Here is a 15,427-nt window from a genome sequence, read left to right on the forward strand (position 1 = left end):
CTGTTGGAGGTCTGCGTGGCCGCTTGAACTTCCGTGGGTGAGCCGCTTTTCAGCCTTTCCTGTTTAACAGGAAGCCATCGCGCACATTCTTCTGAGGTTCAGGGGCCAGGCAAACCAGCTTCCACTCTGCTGTCACCCGGTGCAGCCCGTGCATGCTGAACTGCCGGAATCCCAGCACGCTCTTGATCCAGCCGTTTGGCGGCTCGGCTATCCACTTGCGTTTGCGGTACGCAGCCTGTCCTTCAGCGCTGCGGACCTGGGCGGCCATCAGCGCCGAGTAGGGTTTGCGCTGCGCATGGAACCTCACCTGGTTCTTGCCCTCGCGTCCCATGCAGCACCTTCACCATCATCCGGGGTGGAACGGCTGGTTGCGCGGGCCGCCTGTTCGTAGCGCTCATGGAAGGCGGACAAATCCAGAGAATCGACACTGTCGCTGATGAAATACGCCAGGCGTCCTCCGGGCAGCCACTCGCTGAGCGAAGGCGGCAACAGGAAATCCTGGTCGGGCTCGTAGGGCAAGTAGCTGGCGGGCATGCGCCGTCAACGAAGCACTTGCCGCCACGGACGACGCCGCTCAGCGGCTGATGCCCTCACCCCAGCCCTCTCCCAGGGGGAGAGGGGGAAACAGCCGCTCTGCCGCCCAGGCTTCTAGGCGCCCGCGGGCGGCATCCAGGGGAAGCGCAGCGACACGCACGCGCTGTCGCGCTGCAGCTGCACGCCTTCGGCGTCGGCGAGCGCCTGCACGTCGGCCCAGGTGATCTTGCGGTAGCCGGGCTCCGCGGCCATGGCCTGGCCGCCCTGCGTGGGGTGCACGCTCACCTGCACCAGCGCGGCGTCCGCGTCGCCCGCGCAGCGCACCAGCAGTTCGGCCGGCGCCGGATGTTCGTCGGTGCAGTGGATCAGCGCGGCGGGCAACAGGCTGCGGATGGACGCGCGCCGCACCGAGCCCGCCGCGCCGGACGCGTCGTAGCGCAGCGCATAGCCGCGAAAGCCGAGGCTGGTGGCGAGCAGGCTGGAGCTTTCGCGCAGCGCCGCCTCCAGCGTCGTGGGGCTCTCGTCGGGCGCCAGCCAGCCGACCACGTCGATGCAGGCCGCGAGGGCGGCCTTGGCGAAGCCGTTGATCTTGCCCGCGCTGTCCTGCACGTGCGGGAGGTCGGGCGCGGGCGCGCGCAGGCGCCGCTCCATCACCTCGCAGATCATGCCGATCGGCTGCAGGTTCACGACGAGGTGATGGCGCATGGAGGGCGCCAGCCGCCGCAGCAGCGCATAGCGGGCCGCCTCGGCGGCCGGGCTGGCAGGCGCGCTTGCGCGCGGCGAAGCGGCAGTGTCGGGCATGCGGCGAGCGTAGGCGAGCGGGACGGCGGCTGTCAAACGCAGGTCCGCAGGACCGGCCGCCGGGCCGCGGATGCGCTCAGCGGCTGAGCGCGCGTTCCAGCTGCGCCTTGTTCATGCTGGAGCGGCCCTCGACGCCCTTGCGGCGGGCCTCCTCGTACAGCTGCTGGCGGGTGCGCCCGCCGCTGCCGCCGGCGCGGCCGCTGCTGCCGCGCGAGGCGCTGGGCTTCGACGAGCGGGAGGACGAGGACCGGGAGGACGAAGACTTCGAAGAAGAGGACTTGGACGAGGACGGCCGGGAAGACGACGACTTCGAAGCGGACGGCTTCGAAGACGACTTCGACCGCGAGGACGACTTGCGCGAGCCCTTCGTCTCGCCCGCTTCCGCCCGCTCCTTGTTCACGGTGCGCGCGGCGATCTCCTCCGCGCGCCGGCCCTGTCCGCGCTTCTCGTAGCTGTCCTTGATGTGCTCGTACTGGCGTTCGCGCTTCGGGCTGGAACCTCTGGGCATGGCGGTCTCCTGGTTGGATTGCGGTGCAGTGCAGCCTAGCGCGGCGGCAGCCACGTCTTGTCGGCGGACGATGACTTTCGGGTAGGACGGCCGCGCGTCAGCGGCGCGGGGGCGCTGCGTCGCCGGCGAGATGCTCCGTGAACCAGCCGGCGGCGAGTTGCGCGACGTGCTCCAGCGCGCCCTGCTCCTCGAACAGGTGCGTGGCGCCGGGCACCAGCTTGATCTCCTTGCGGCAGCGCAGCTTCAGGAAGGCATCCTCGTTCAACCCGATCACGCCATGGTCCTCCCCCCCGACGACCAGCAGCGTCGGCGCGGCGACGTGGGCCAGCACCTCCGGGCCGGCGAGGTCCGGCCGGCCGCCGCGCGAAACCACGGCCGCCACGAGCGACGGCAGGCGGGCCGCGGCGATCAGCGCCGCGGCGCTGCCGGTGCTCGCGCCGAAGTAGCCGATGCGCGCATGCTGCAGCGGCGGCTGCGCCTTGACCCACTGCGTGGCGCATTCCATGCGTCCGGCCAGCAGCGGAATGTCGAAGCGGTGCTCGCGCGTGACGAGGTCGCGTTTCTCCTCTTCCAGCGTGAGCAGGTCGAACAGCAGCGTGGCGATCCCGGTCTCCTGCAGCTCGCGGGCGACCTGGCGGTTGCGCGCGCTGTGGCGGCCGCTGCCGCTGCCGTGCGCGAACAGCACGAGCCCGGCGAAGCCCGGCGGCAGCGCCAGGTCGCCGACGAGCTCCACGGGCCCGCAGGCGACGCGCACTTCGCGCTCGAGGATGGAGTCCAGCTGGGTTGGCATCGCGACCTCCGGATTCCAAGTTAGGCGCGGCGAGCCCCGGGCGCTGTCGGCGAAGAACGCGTCCTACACCTGCGACGCGGCGGCGGACGTAGCCTGTGGGCATCCCCCGCCGGAATGGCCCAGGCGCGGCGCCCCCGCCGCGTTGCAACGATGAGAATTGCGCAAGTCGCCCCCCTGTTCGAAAGCGTCCCGCCGCGGGCGTACGGGGGCACCGAGCGCGTCGTCCACTACCTCACCGAGGCCCTCGTCCAGATGGGCCACGCGGTCACGCTGTTCGCCAGTGGCGACTCGCGCACCACGGCGCGCCTGGTGCCCGTGGTCGACCGCGCGCTGCGGCTCAACCCGGCGCGGCCGGACCCGGTGATCTGGCACACGCTGATGGTCGACCGGGTGCGCGAGCTCTGCGCGTCCTTCGACGTGATCCACTTCCACATCGACACGGTGCACCTGCCGGTGGCCGTGCAGTGCGCGACGCCCAGCCTCACCACCCTGCACGGCCGGCTCGACCTGCCCGACCTGAAGCCGCTGTTCCGGCGCTTCCGCCGCCACCCGCTGGTGTCGATCTCGCGCAGCCAGCGCACGCCGCTGCTGGACGCGAACTGGCTCGGCACGGTCTACCACGGCCTGCCCCTGCACCTGTACCGCTTCCACCCGCAGCCGCAGGACTACTTCGCCTTCGTCGGCCGCATCTCGCCGGAGAAGCGCTGCGACCGGGCCATCGAGATCGCGATCGCCTGCGACACGCCGATCCGCATCGCCGCCAAGGTCGACGACGCCGACCGCGCGTACTTCGACGCGAAGATCGAGCCGCTGCTCGACCACCCGCTGGTGACCTTCGTCGGCGAGATCGGCGACGAGGCCAAGGACGACTTCATCGGCAACGCCCGCGCGCTGCTGACGCCGATCGACTGGCCCGAGCCCTTCGGCCTGGTGATCATCGAGGCGATGGCCTGCGGCACGCCGGTGATCGCCTACGGCCACGGCGCGGTGCCCGAGCTGGTGGAGCACGGCCTCACCGGCTTCATCGTGCACGACCAGCAGCAGGCGATCGCCGCCGCGCGCCAGGTGGACGGCCTGCGGCGCAGCGCCTGCCGCGACGTCTTCGAGCGGCGCTTCTGCGCGCCCGTGATGGCCCGCCACTACCTGGCGCTGTACCGCAACCTCGCCGAGGCGCGCGTCGCCGCCTGAACGCCATGGCCCGCAGGAAGATCCAGGTCGACGACAAGTGGTACGTGCTGGCGACCTTCGCGCACCCGGAGGAGCACCCGCAGGTCCTGAAGAACGACCGCACCTTCGCGCTGTTCGACCGCTTCGGCGACGTCGCGGCGCTCGCGCCCGGGCAGCAGGGCCTGTACCACGACGACACCCGCTTCCTCTCCTACCAGGAACTGACGATCGCCGGCGCCCGGCCCCTGTTCCTGGGCTCCTTCGTGGAGGAGGCGAGCAGCCTGCTGGCCATCGACCTGATGAACGCCGACGTGACGGTGGACGGCAAGCTGGTGCTGCCCAAGGGCACGCTGCACATCTTCCGCGCCAAGCTGGTCTGGAACGGCGCCTGCCACGAGCACGTCCGCTTCAGCAACCACGGCGAGGAAAGCGCGAGCTTCCGCGTGGAGATGGGCTTCGAGGCCGACTTCGTGGACCTGTTCGAGATCCGCGGCATGCAGCGCCAGCGCCGCGGCGAGCGCCTGCCGCCCGAGGTGACGGCCGACGGCCTGGTGCTGCCCTACCAGGGCCTGGACGGACTGCGCCGCCGCACCCGCGTGCTCTTCGACCCGAAGCCGGCGACGCTCGACGCGGGCCGCGCGACCTTCCAGCTGCAGCTGGACCCCGGCGCGGATGCGCACCTGTACGTCACGGTCGCCTGCGAGACCGATGAAGAGACGCCGCCGGCCGTCCAGCCCTGGGTCGACGCGGTCCACGCCAACGCGGCGGCCCGGCGCGAACAGGACCGCGGCCGCTGCCGCGTGGAGACCTCCAACCCGCTGGTCAACCTGTGGCTGGAGCGCTCGGTCTCCGACCTCGACATGCTCACGACGCAGCTCGCGTCCGGCCCCTATCCTTTCGCGGGCGTGCCCTGGTACGCCACGACCTTCGGGCGCGACGGCATCCTGACGGCGATGGAGTACCTGTGGGTGGACCCGGGGCTCGCCCGCGGCGTGCTGGCCTTCCTCGCGCAGACGCAGGCGACGGAGAGCGACCCCTCGCGCGACGCCGAGCCCGGCAAGATCCTGCACGAGGCGCGCGCCAGCGAGATGGCCCGCACGCGCGAGATCCCCTTCGGGCGCTACTACGGCACGGTGGACGCGACGCCGCTGTTCCTGGTGCTGGCGGCGGCGTACTGGAAGCGCACCGGCGACGAGGCCTTCCTGCGCAGCATCTGGCCCAACGTGCTGGCCGCGCTGCTGTGGATCGACAAGTACGGCGACCTCGACGGCGACGGCTTCGTCGAGTACGCGCGCAGGAGCAAGGACGGCCTCGCCCAGCAGGGCTGGAAGGACTCGCACGACTCCGTGTTCCACGCCGACGGCCGCATGGCCGAGGCGCCGATCGCGCTGTGCGAGGTGCAGGGCTACGTGCACCAGGGCAAGCAGGCGATCGCCGAAGTGGCGCAGGCGCTCGGCGACGAGGCGCTGGCGCGCAAGCTCGCCGGCGAGGCGCAAGCGCTCAAGCAGAAATTCCAGTCGGCCTTCTGGTGCGACGAGCTGGGCGTGTACGCGCTCGCGCTGGACGGGCACAAGAAGCCCTGCCGTGTGCTCTCGTCCAACGTGGGCCACTGCCTGTGGAGCGGCATCGCGGCGCCCGACCATGCGCAGCGCATCGTCGACGGCCTGATGGGCGCGGCCTTCTTCAGCGGCTGGGGCGTGCGCACCATCGCCGAAGGGCAGCCGCGCTACAACCCGATGTCCTACCACAACGGCTCGATCTGGCCGCACGACAACGCGCTGGCGGCGATCGGCATGGCCCGCTACGGCCGCACCGAGGAAGCGATGCGCCTGATGGGCGCGCTGTTCGAGTCCAGCCTGCACTTCGACCTGCACCGGCTGCCGGAGCTGTTCTGCGGCTTCCCGCGCCGCGGCAGCGGCGGCCCGACGCTGTACCCCGTGGCCTGCGCGCCGCAGGCCTGGGCGGCGGCGGCGCCCTTCGCGCTGCTGCAGGCCTGCCTGGGGCTGGACGTGTGTTCCGGCATCGGCGAGATCAAGCTGCGCACGCCGCGCCTGCCGGCCTTCATCGAATGGCTGCGCGTGGAGCAGCTGGGCCTGCCCGGCGCCAGCTGCGAGCTGCTGCTGCACCGCCACGAGCACAGCGTGGGCGTGCAGGTGCTGCGCAAGGACCGGGGCGTGCGCGTGACGGCGCTGGCCTGAGCAAGGGAGAGGATCGACGGCATGAAATCCAAGCTGCTGAAGGACGGCCCCGAACGCACGTTCGCGCTGGTGTTCGTGCATGGCGACGAGGTGATGGCGGCGCTGCAGCGCTTCGCCGAGGAGAACGGCCTGCAGGCGAGCCGCTTCAGCGCCATCGGCGCGCTGGAGAACGCCGTGCTCGGCTACTTCGACTGGGACCGCAAGGACTACCTGCGCATCCCGGTGCAGGAGCAGGTGGAGGTGCTGTCCATCAACGGCGACATCGCGCTCGATGGCGCGAAGCCCAAGGTGCACGCGCACGCCGTCCTGGGGCGCCGCGACGGCAGCACGGTGGGCGGCCACCTGCTCGAAGCGCGGGTGCGGCCGACGCTGGAAGTGCTGCTGATCGAGTCGCCCGGCTACCTGCGCAAGGTGTGCGATCCGGAGACAGGGCTGGCGCTGATCGACCCGGCGGCGTGAAGCGGGCGGCCCGCCGCCCCTAAACTCCCGGCATGCCGTTCGGAGCCTGCTGGCGCGCTTCCTGGATCCTCCTCCTCCTGCTGGCCGCGGCGCTGGCGCCGGCCTGGGGCCGGCCGCTCGCCGCCGGCGGCACGCTGGTCCTGCCCCGGATCGGCGACGAGCCCGTCTACCTGAGCGGCGACTGGGGCTTCGCCTGGCACCGCTTCGTGGACCCGCGCTGGCAGGAGCTCCCCGGCCGCGCGACGGCGCGGGTGCCATCGAGCTGGAACGATGCCGGCCCCGACGGCAAGCCGCGCGGCGAGGACGGCTGGGGCAGCTACTTCCTGCGGGTGGACTGCCCGCGTGGCCAGTCGCTGGCCATCGAGGCCCTGCCCCAGCGCACGGCCTCGCGCCTGTTCATCAACGGCATCGCCGTGGCGGCGCACGGCGTGCCGGGGCGCAGCGCCGCCGAGACCTGGGCGGCCGTGCCCACGCGCGTGCCGATCACCCACGAGTTCGACTGCCCCTTGCGCCTGACGCTGCACATCGCCAACTTCGACCACCGCGCCGGCGGCTTCGTGCGGCCCCTGTCCGCCGGCCCGGCCGACGTGCTGGCGCAGGCCCGCGAGTCGCGCCTGATCCACCACACGGCGCTGGTGGTGACCTACCTGTTCGCCAGCGTCGTCGCGCTGATCTTCTACCTGGTGCGCCGGCGCGAGAGCACGCCGCTGCTGTACGGCCTGTCGTGCGTGGCCATGGCCGTGTACACGGACATGATCGGCGAGCGCCTGATGCTGCGGCCCCTGGGCGGCGAGCTGTCCTGGCTGGTGTACATGCGCATCGAGTACCTGTCGTGGATCGGCGCGATGGCGCTGTTCTTCCTCACGCTGCGCGGCCTGTTCCCGCAGGAGATCCACCGGCGGGCCGCGCAGGGCGTGGTGGCGGCGCTGGGATTGGCGGCGCTCTCGGTGTTCGTGCTGCCGCCGGCCATCTATTCCTACGTGGCGGTGCCGGGCCAGCTGGTCGCGATCGTGGTGGGCCTCTACGTGGCGGCCAGCATGGTGCGCGCGCGCACGCGCTCGCCGGTGGACGCGCGCATCCTGCTGGCCGGGATGCTCGCCATCCTCGTCGCCTTCTTCGTGGACCTGATCCTCATCGACGTTCCCGGACCGGACCGCAAGTTCACCCCCATCGGCTTCGCCTTCTTCCTGCTCTCCCCCGCGCTGGTGCTCGGCCGCCGCCTGAGCCGCGCGCTCAACGCGGAGGAACGCAGCCAGGCCCTGGAGGAGAACGCGCGCCTGCGCGACGAGGTGGAGCGGATCTCGCGCCACGACCTCAAGACGCCTCTGCACAGCATCCTGGGCGCGGCGCGCCTGCTGGGCGAGGACGAGAAGCTGAGCACCGAGCAGCAGGAACTGGCCGGCGTGCTGCAGCGCTCGGCGCTGCGCATGCTGGAGATGGTCAACCTGTCGCTGGGCCTGTTCCGCATGGAGACCGGGACCTACGAATTCCGGCCGCAGGCGGTGGACCTGGGCGAAGTCGCATCCCATGTGCTGCTGGACCTGCACCCCTACGCCGACGCGCACGGCGTGCGGCTGCACCTGGAGCGGCCCGCCGGCGACCGCGCGCTCGTGCTGGGCGAGGAGCTCCTGTGCTATTCCATCGTCGCCAACCTCGTGAAGAACGCGGTGGAGGCGGCGGGCGCCGGCCAGCAGGTGCGCCTGACGCTGGCCGGCGGCGACGCGGTCTCGCTCGCGATCCACAACCCCGGCGCGATCCCGCCGGACGTCGCCGAACGCTTCTTCGAGAAGTACGTGACGCGCAAGAAGGGCGGCGCCGGCCTCGGCACCTACTCGGCGCGCCTGATGGCCCGGACGCAGGCCGGCGACCTGCACATGCGCACCGGCGCGCAGGAGGGCACCACCATCACGCTGACGCTGCCGCGCGCGCAGGGCGATGCGCCGCGCACGCAGCCCGGCCCCGCGCACGAGCCGCTGGAGGCGGCGGCGCCGCAGGAGACGCTGGCCGGCGACCTGCTGCTGGTGGACGACGACGAGAACGCGCGCCTGGTGACGCGCCGCCTGCTGCCCGCCTCCCTCGTGGTGGACACCGCCGCCAACGGCGAGGCGGCCGCGCAGGCGATGCTGCGCCGCTGGCCGCGCTGGCTGGTGATCGACATGGAGATGCCGGTGCAGGACGGCATCGCCACCGTCCGCTGGGTGCGCGAACAGGAGAGGACGCAGGGCCGGCCCCGCTGCCGCATCGTGATGGTCTCGGGCAACGAGGACGCCGCGTCGGCGCAGCACGCACTGGCCGCGGGCGCGGACAGCTTCCTGTCCAAGCCCGTCTCCGCCGAGGCGCTGCTGCGGGCGCTGCGCCCGGAGGACGCCGCCGTGGACGATGTCGCCGTGCCCGCGCTCGCGCGGCTGGGGGAGGACGGCGCCGTGATCGTCGATCCGGCGTGGAAGGAGCAGTACCCCGCGTTCCTGCTCGCGCAGCGCGACACGGTGCAGGCGATGGAACACGCGCTTGCCGCCGGCGACCGCGAGCGGCTGCGCTTCCTGGCCCACCGCGCCAGCGGCAGCCTGGCCATGATGGGCCTGGACCGCGCCGCCCGCGAGAACCGCAGGCTGCAGGCCGAAGCCCTGCACGCCAGCCGCGAAGCCCTGCACGCGCGCATCGCCTGGCTGCGCGACCACCTCGCCGCCCTGCGCATCGCCCCCACCTGAATGCTCCCTCTCCCGCTCGCGGGAGAGGGCGGGGGTGAGGGCTTGCGCCCTCAGCTCAGGTTCGCCATCTCCTCCAGCTGGTCCTGGATCAACGCCGCCGCCTCGTGGATCACCAGCTGCCGCTCCTCGGTGGACATCGGCGCCTCCACCGCCGCCTCGGCCAGCGCGCCGCAGCGCCACAAGCCCAGCTCGCCGCAGCCCTGCGCCAGCGCGCGCAGCTTGGCGGCGTCCGCCGCTCCGCCGCCGGCGCCGATGTCCAGCGCATCCTCGTGCAGCTTCTTCATGCGCGCGGCGAGCTCGTCGAGCTCGACCTGCAGGCGCCGCCGCGTGACCAGGTAGTGCTCGCTGCGGCTGTCGCGCTCCTGGCGCAACGCCGCGGCGATCGCCGCCTTGGCCTGCGCGTGCAGGAAGGGCTTCATGATGAAGGCGCTGGCGCCGCCTTCCGCCGCGGCCTGCACCGTCGCCGCGTCGGGGGCGGCCGTCATGAAGATGAAGGGCAGGTGCCGCAGCGCCGGGTGCTCGCGCGTGCGCCGCAGCAGCCCCAGGCCGCCGAGCCGGGGCATGATCAGGTCCGAGCAGCACAGCGCCGGCCGCGTGCCGGCCAGCAGCATCTCCCAGGCCTGCTGGCCGTCCTCGGCGGGCAGCACCTCCCACTCGTCCGCCACCAGCTGGGTGAACACGGTCCGGACGATCTCGTCGTCGTCGACCAGGAGGATCTTCTTCATCACTGTCGTTGGGACCCCGGTTGGAAGCCCCAGTCTACCCGGCGTCAGGTGCGCGACGGGGCGGACGGCATCCTGCCGTCGATGTCGGTGAAGCCGTACTCGCGGGCAAGCTCGGCCACCAGGTGCAGCTTGCCCGTCTTCTCCATCACCCGCGGATCGGCGGCGAGCGCCACGACGCCGCGCCCGGCGAACTCCGCGGACTCGCCCTCCTCCATGATCCGTTTGGCCAGCGGCGCGGGCATGCGGTCCGGCTGCGCCAGGAACTTCTCGCTCTTGATGAAGCCCGGCCAGATCACCACGCAGGCGACGTCGTACGGCTGCAGGTCGTGCGCCATGTCGCGGGCCAGCTTGTCCACGCCGGCCTTCTGCACGCCGAAGGGCACGTTGAAGGTGTAGCGCACGCTGCCGCCGGAGGAGGTGCAGACGATCAGTCCCTGCCGCCGCTCGGCCATCCGCGGCGCGACGCAGCGGCTCGCGACGTAGTGCGAGCGCAGGCCCACGGTGAGCAGCTTGTCCCACAGGCCTTCCTCCAGTTTCCAGAAGGGCACGTTCACCGGCATGCGGTCGGGCGCCGCGAAGACGTTGTTCACGAGGATGTCGATCTCGTGCCCGTCGGCGTAGATGCGCCCGAACGCGCGTCGCACCGCCTCGTCGTCGGCATGGTCGCACTGGACCGCGATGCCCTTGCCGCCGCGGCGGTCTATCTCGGCCACGGTCTCCTCGATGGAGCCCGGCCAGATCGACCCGCCCACGGCGCGCGTGCGCCCGGTGACGTACACGGTGGCGCCGGCCTCTCCCAGGCACACGGCGATGCCCTTGCCGACACCGCGGCTGCCGCCGGTGACGACGGCGACTTTCCCCGCCAGCGGCCTGGCGGCGGTTTGCATGTTCATTTCTCGACCTCGGGTTGTTCCGCGCTGGGCCGGGCCGCTGCCGCGAGCGCCGGTCGCCGGAGTCGCTTGCGGACGGCGCCCGCCAGCGGATGGAAATAGACGCTCGCGAGCATGACGGCGCCGAACAGGAGCCCGGTGGCGTCCCGGTTCACGGTCTCGGCCAGGTCCGGCACGAAGACGAGGAACAGGGCGCCGGCCAGCACCCCCGCCCGCGGCGAGGCGCCGGCGATCGCCACGCCCGCCAGCAGGTACAGCGACAGCAGCACGCCGTAGCTGTCGGGCGACACGAAGTGCGTCAGCGCCGTATGCAACGAACCCGCCAGGCCCGCCATCGCGGCGCTGAGCCCGAAGGCCGCGGCCTTCCAGAAGCGGACGTTCACCCCCGTCGCCGCCGCCGCCATCGGCTGGTCGCGCAAGGAGAGCCAGGCCACGCCGGCCGGGCCCGCAAGCAGGCGCTGCAGGCCGAGGTAGCCGAGCGCGCCCCAGACGATGCACTGCGCGAGCCCGAAGTGCTCCGCGCCGCCGGGGCCGAACCAGGCCGCCGGCGCATCGAGGCTGAGGCCGCTGACCCCGCCCGTCAGCGGCTCCAGCAGGGGATGCTTGAACAGCTGCGGGATCGCGATCGCGAGCGAGAGCGTCGCCAGCGCCAGGTAGGGCCCGGCCAGGCGCACGGCGGGCCAGCCGAAGAGGAAGCCGAGCGCGCCGCAGGCCGCCGCCGCGAGCGGATGCGCCCAGAAGCTGCCGACCAGCCCGTTGGCCACCAGGGCGCCGGCGGCGTACGCCCCCACGGCCATGAAGGCACTGTGCCCGAGCGAGATCTGGCCGCTGCTGCCGACCAGGAACTGCAGGCTGCGCAGCGCGAGCGCATAGACGATCACGGTACCGACGCGGAAGGCCCAGTAGCCGGGCAGCACCGGCAGCGCGCACAGCAAGGCGAGCGCCAGCAGCAGAGGCCAGGATCCGGCGGAGAAACGAAGCCGGATCATCACACCCGCCCGATCGCGCGCGAGCCGAGCAGGCCCTGCGGCCGCCACACCAGCACCGCGAACATGAACAGCAGCGCGACGCTCAGCTTCAGCTCGCTGCCGGTGACGTAGGCGCCCAGAAGGTTCTCGCCGATGCCGATCAGCAGTCCCCCGCAGATCGCGCCCAGCGGACTGTCGATGCCGCCCAGGATGGCCGCCGCGAAGGCGTAGATCATGATTCCGCTCATCATGTGGGGCTCGAGGAAGAAGGTCGGCGCGGCGAGCAGGCCCGCAAGCGCGCCAATCGCGCCGGCGACGCCCCAGCCCAGCATGAGGGTGCGCCGCACGTCCACGCCGCACAGTTGGCTGGACACAGCCTGCACGGCCGCCGCGCGCATCGCGAGGCCCAGCGACGTGAAGCGGAAGAAAGCCGTCATGGCCGCGAGCACGCCCGCCGTCACCAGCACGGTGCCGAGCGCGTGGCCCGAGACGATGCCCGCGGCCAGAGGGTCCAGCGCGCGGAACGGCGTCGGGAAGTCGTGGCTCTCGTGGCCGAAGAGCAGGCCCACGCCGCTCTGGATCACGACCATCAGCGCCACGAACACCGTCACGACGGCCATCACGGGCGCCTGGTGCAGGGGCGCGAGCACCACCTTCTCCACCAGCACCCCGGCGACGAAGCCGAACAGCACCGCACCGGTGAAGGCGAGCAGGTAGCCGGCGCCGGCCTGCAGCAAGGCGAGCCCGATGTAGGCGCAGAACAAGGCCATCTCGCCCTGCGCGAAGTTCACGTGGTGCGTGGCGCGGTAGATCATCACCAGCGCCAGCGCCAGCAGCGCGTAGATGCAGCCGTTGACGAACCCGGCGGCGACCTGCTGTCCGATTTCGCTCATGTTCAGGCTCCGAGATAGGCGGAGCGCACCTTCGGGTCGCTGCGCAGTTCCGTGGACGGGCCGCTCAGGACGACACGGCCGACCTCGAGGACGGACGCGCGGTCGGCGACATCGAGCGCCAGGCCGGCGTTCTGCTCCACGAGCAGGATGGCGAGGCCGGTTTCGGCGTTGACGCGCGCGAGCATCGAGAAGATGTGGCGCACCACCAGCGGCGCGAGCCCGAAGGAGGGTTCGTCCAGCAGCAGGAGGCGGGGCCGCAGCATCAGGGCGCGGCCGATCGCCAGCATCTGCTGTTCGCCGCCGCTCAGCAGCCCCGCGGCGCGCCCGCGCAGTTCCGCCAGCTTGGGGAAAAGCCCGTAGACGCGCTCCAGGTCCTGCCCGATGCCCGCGGTGGTCCGGCGGCCCAGCGCGCCGACGCGCAGGTTCTCCTCCACGCTGAGCGGCCCGAAGGTGCCGCGCCCGTCGGGCACGTGCGCGATGCCCAGCTGCGCGACGCGGTGCGCCGGCAGTTGGTCGATGCGCTCGCCTTCGAAGCGGATGCTGCCGCTTCGCTGCACCAGCACGTTGCTGATGCAGCGCAGGACGCTCGTCTTGCCGGCGCCGTTGGCGCCCATCAGCGCCGTGACGCCGCCGACGGGCACGTCGAGGTCGATGCCGCGCAGCACCTGCACCGCGCCGTAGGCGGCGTTCACGCCCCGCAGTTCCAGCAGCGCGCTCATGCCGGGCTGCCGAGATAGGCGCGCTGCACGGCCGCGTCCGCGGCGACGACGGCGGGCGCGCCCTGCGCGATCTTGCTGCCGAAGTCCAGCACCACGACGGCGTCGGAGACGCGCATGACCAGGTTCATGTGGTGCTCGATCAGCAGCACGGAGATGCCCAGCTCGTCCCGGATCCCGCGGATCCATTCCTCCAGCTCCGCGACTTCCTCGTGGTTCAGGCCGGCGGCCGGCTCGTCGAGCAGCAGCAGCCGCGGGCGCATGGCCAGCGCCCGGGCCAGCTCCACGCGCTTGCGCGTGCCGAAGGGAAGCTCGGACACCGGCCGGTCGGCGACATCGTCCAGCCGCGTGCGGCGCAGCAGGCCTGCCACCTCGTCGTCGGTCTCGCGGGCGGCCGCGCGCCAGCGGCGCGACTGCAGCAGCGCGCCCCAGTGCAGGCCGGCCATCCGGTGGAAACGGCCGGCGCGGACGTTCCAGCGGACCGTCTGGCGGTCGAACAGGGCGACGTTCTGGAAGGTCCGGGCGATGCCGATGCGCGCCACCGCGTGCGGCTCGACGCGCAGCAGGTCGGACGCGCCGAAGCGGATGCTGCCCGCGCTCGCGTCGTAGAGGCGGCTGAGGCAGTTGAACAGCGAGGTCTTGCCGGCGCCATTGGGCCCGATGATCCCGCAGATCTCGCGCTCGCCCACGTCGAACGAGACGTCACGCAGCGCGTGTACCCCGCCGAAGCGGAGGCAAAGCCCTTCCACCTGCAGCAGCGCTGCGGTCGTCGCCGTGGTCACGTTGCCTCAGGCCGCTAGGGGCACCCAGCGCCTGCCGTCGAAGCGCTGCAGCCGCAGCTGCTCGATGATGCGGTAGTCGGTGGGCGAGGTGTTCACCACGATCCCCGGCACGTAGCCGGGGAGCGCCACGTCCTTCAGGTGCGTGGCCTCCTGGAGGATGCGCGCGGGCGTGACTTCGCCGCCGCAGCGCTGGAGCACCTCCACCATCAGCACGCCCATGTTGTAGCCGGCCAGGTTCAGCTGCTCGCCGGTGTCGCCTTCCGGGTAGTACTTCGCCATGAAGGCCAGCCACTCCAGGTAGCCGGGGTCCTTCGCCCATTCCGGGTCCCCCGCCGCCTTGCTCGGCGTGGAGGAGACGAGCCCCACGCACTTCTCCAGCCCGGCCACCTGCAGCACCGTGGCGATGAAGTTGCTCGTGATCGGCAGGATGTGCAGCGGCTGCCAGCCGATGGCGCTCACCTTGCGGATGGCCTGGATCGTGAACTTGGGCGTGGTGATGTTCATGAACACGTCGGCCTGCGAGCCGGCGAGCGAGATCACCTGCGAGTCGATGCTGGGCGTGGTCACCTCGTAGCCGGCCGACGCGACCACCTTGGCCTTGCTGCCGATCTGCTGCAGGCGTTCCTGGAAGGAGGTGAGGTATTCCTTGCCGAAGTCGTCGTTCTGGAACAGCACGGCCACCTTCGCCTGCGGCTTCGCCTTGTGCACGTAGTCCGCGTAGATCGCGGCCTCGGTGGAGAAGGTCGGCAGGCCCGGCAGGGTCCAGGGATGGTTCTTCGGATCGGCGAAACGGTCGCTGCCCGCGTACACGAACAGCTGCGGGATCTTGCGCCCGTTCAGGTACTTCTGCACGGCCACGTTCTGCGCCGTACCCATGCTGGCGAACATGGCCACGACGCCCTCGCGCTCGACCAGCTTGCGGGTCTGCTCGATCGCCTTCGCCGGGCTGTAGCCGTCATCCACCGACAGCAGCGTGACCGGGCGGCCGTTCACGCCGCCGCGCTCGTTCACCATCCTGAAGTAGCGCGCCTGCACCTTGCCCACGGCGCTGAGGGCGGAGCCCGGGCCGCTGTAGGGCATGGTCTGGCCGAGGCGGATGTCCGCCTGCTGCGCCAGGGAGGGCAGCGCAGCGCCCAGGGTCGTGGCCAGGCCGGCCTGCAGCACGTGGCGGCGGCGGAGCGGGAGGGAAGAGGTCATGGTGGTCTCCTGAGGCGCCGGGCTTTACCCAACAAGAATCTACCGAATAATTATCTTGCTGGAAAGATATGTAAGTCACTCAGGGAAGACC

At 71.6% G+C, this 15,427-nt stretch carries 14 protein-coding genes and 2 pseudogenes; 4 read left to right on the forward strand and 12 right to left on the reverse strand.

The window, feature by feature from the left end; translation table 11 throughout:
• Positions 1-63: 63 nt before the first annotated feature.
• From ACY0MJ_RS01930 to ACY0MJ_RS01950, 5 genes and pseudogenes are all read right to left on the reverse strand, one after another.
• A pseudogene (locus ACY0MJ_RS01930) lies at positions 64-331 on the reverse strand (transposase); the annotation flags it as partial.
• Between the two features lies 1 nt (position 332).
• Positions 333-534: pseudogene (locus ACY0MJ_RS01935) on the reverse strand (IS5/IS1182 family transposase); the annotation flags it as partial.
• 114 nt (positions 535-648) lie between these two features.
• Positions 649-1,335: a hypothetical protein gene (locus tag ACY0MJ_RS01940; RefSeq protein ID WP_462636575.1), complete on the reverse strand. Its 687-nt coding sequence runs from the start codon at positions 1,333-1,335 to the stop codon at positions 649-651.
• Between the two features lie 76 nt (positions 1,336-1,411).
• Positions 1,412-1,843, reverse strand: coding sequence for a plasmid stabilization protein (locus ACY0MJ_RS01945; RefSeq protein ID WP_462636576.1), 432 nt, complete (start codon positions 1,841-1,843; stop codon positions 1,412-1,414).
• Between the two features lie 97 nt (positions 1,844-1,940).
• Complete coding sequence (locus ACY0MJ_RS01950; RefSeq protein ID WP_462636577.1) at positions 1,941-2,633, reverse strand: dienelactone hydrolase family protein; 693 nt, start codon at positions 2,631-2,633, stop codon at positions 1,941-1,943.
• A gap of 150 nt (positions 2,634-2,783) precedes the next feature.
• Here ACY0MJ_RS01950 and ACY0MJ_RS01955 point away from each other — a divergent pair, with 150 nt between their 5' ends.
• The 4 genes from ACY0MJ_RS01955 to ACY0MJ_RS01970 are packed head-to-tail and all read left to right on the forward strand — an operon-like array spanning position 2,784 to position 9,165.
• Positions 2,784-3,821 (forward strand): glycosyltransferase family 4 protein, encoded by a 1,038-nt coding sequence (locus tag ACY0MJ_RS01955; protein WP_462636578.1) that lies wholly within the window; start codon positions 2,784-2,786, stop codon positions 3,819-3,821.
• A gap of 5 nt (positions 3,822-3,826) precedes the next feature.
• Complete coding sequence (locus ACY0MJ_RS01960) at positions 3,827-5,998, forward strand: amylo-alpha-1,6-glucosidase (RefSeq protein ID WP_462636579.1); 2,172 nt, start codon at positions 3,827-3,829, stop codon at positions 5,996-5,998.
• A gap of 21 nt (positions 5,999-6,019) precedes the next feature.
• On the forward strand, positions 6,020-6,457 hold the full coding sequence (locus ACY0MJ_RS01965; RefSeq protein WP_462636580.1) for a PPC domain-containing DNA-binding protein: 438 nt from the start codon (positions 6,020-6,022) through the stop codon (positions 6,455-6,457).
• A 32-nt stretch (positions 6,458-6,489) separates the two neighbouring features.
• Positions 6,490-9,165 (forward strand): response regulator, encoded by a 2,676-nt coding sequence (locus ACY0MJ_RS01970; protein WP_462636581.1) that lies wholly within the window; start codon positions 6,490-6,492, stop codon positions 9,163-9,165.
• A gap of 50 nt (positions 9,166-9,215) precedes the next feature.
• On the opposite strand, the gene ACY0MJ_RS01975 is transcribed toward ACY0MJ_RS01970, so the two are convergent.
• The 7 genes from ACY0MJ_RS01975 to ACY0MJ_RS02005 are packed head-to-tail and all read right to left on the reverse strand — an operon-like array spanning position 9,216 to position 15,336.
• Positions 9,216-9,890 (reverse strand): response regulator, encoded by a 675-nt coding sequence (locus ACY0MJ_RS01975; RefSeq protein ID WP_462636582.1) that lies wholly within the window; start codon positions 9,888-9,890, stop codon positions 9,216-9,218.
• Between the two features lie 44 nt (positions 9,891-9,934).
• Positions 9,935-10,783, reverse strand: a complete 849-nt coding sequence (locus ACY0MJ_RS01980; protein ID WP_462636583.1) for an SDR family NAD(P)-dependent oxidoreductase — start codon at positions 10,781-10,783, stop codon at positions 9,935-9,937.
• A complete protein-coding gene (locus tag ACY0MJ_RS01985) occupies positions 10,780-11,769 on the reverse strand; it encodes a branched-chain amino acid ABC transporter permease (protein ID WP_462636584.1) in 990 nt (329 codons plus the stop codon). Before ACY0MJ_RS01985 ends, ACY0MJ_RS01980 begins: the two co-directional genes overlap by 4 nt.
• Positions 11,769-12,641 (reverse strand): branched-chain amino acid ABC transporter permease, encoded by an 873-nt coding sequence (locus ACY0MJ_RS01990; protein ID WP_462636585.1) that lies wholly within the window; start codon positions 12,639-12,641, stop codon positions 11,769-11,771. Before ACY0MJ_RS01990 ends, ACY0MJ_RS01985 begins: the two co-directional genes overlap by 1 nt.
• 2 nt (positions 12,642-12,643) lie before the next feature.
• A complete protein-coding gene (locus ACY0MJ_RS01995; RefSeq protein WP_462636586.1) occupies positions 12,644-13,360 on the reverse strand; it encodes an ABC transporter ATP-binding protein in 717 nt (238 codons plus the stop codon).
• Positions 13,357-14,139, reverse strand: coding sequence for an ABC transporter ATP-binding protein (locus ACY0MJ_RS02000; protein WP_462636587.1), 783 nt, complete (start codon positions 14,137-14,139; stop codon positions 13,357-13,359). The genes ACY0MJ_RS01995 and ACY0MJ_RS02000 overlap by 4 nt, the downstream gene beginning before the upstream one ends.
• Before the next feature lie 6 nt (positions 14,140-14,145).
• Entirely contained in the window at positions 14,146-15,336 is a 1,191-nt protein-coding gene (locus ACY0MJ_RS02005) for an ABC transporter substrate-binding protein (RefSeq protein WP_462636588.1), read from the reverse strand.
• Between the last annotated feature and the right edge of the window lie 91 nt (positions 15,337-15,427).

It is taken from the genome of Ramlibacter sp. bp-362 (assembly GCF_054956735.1).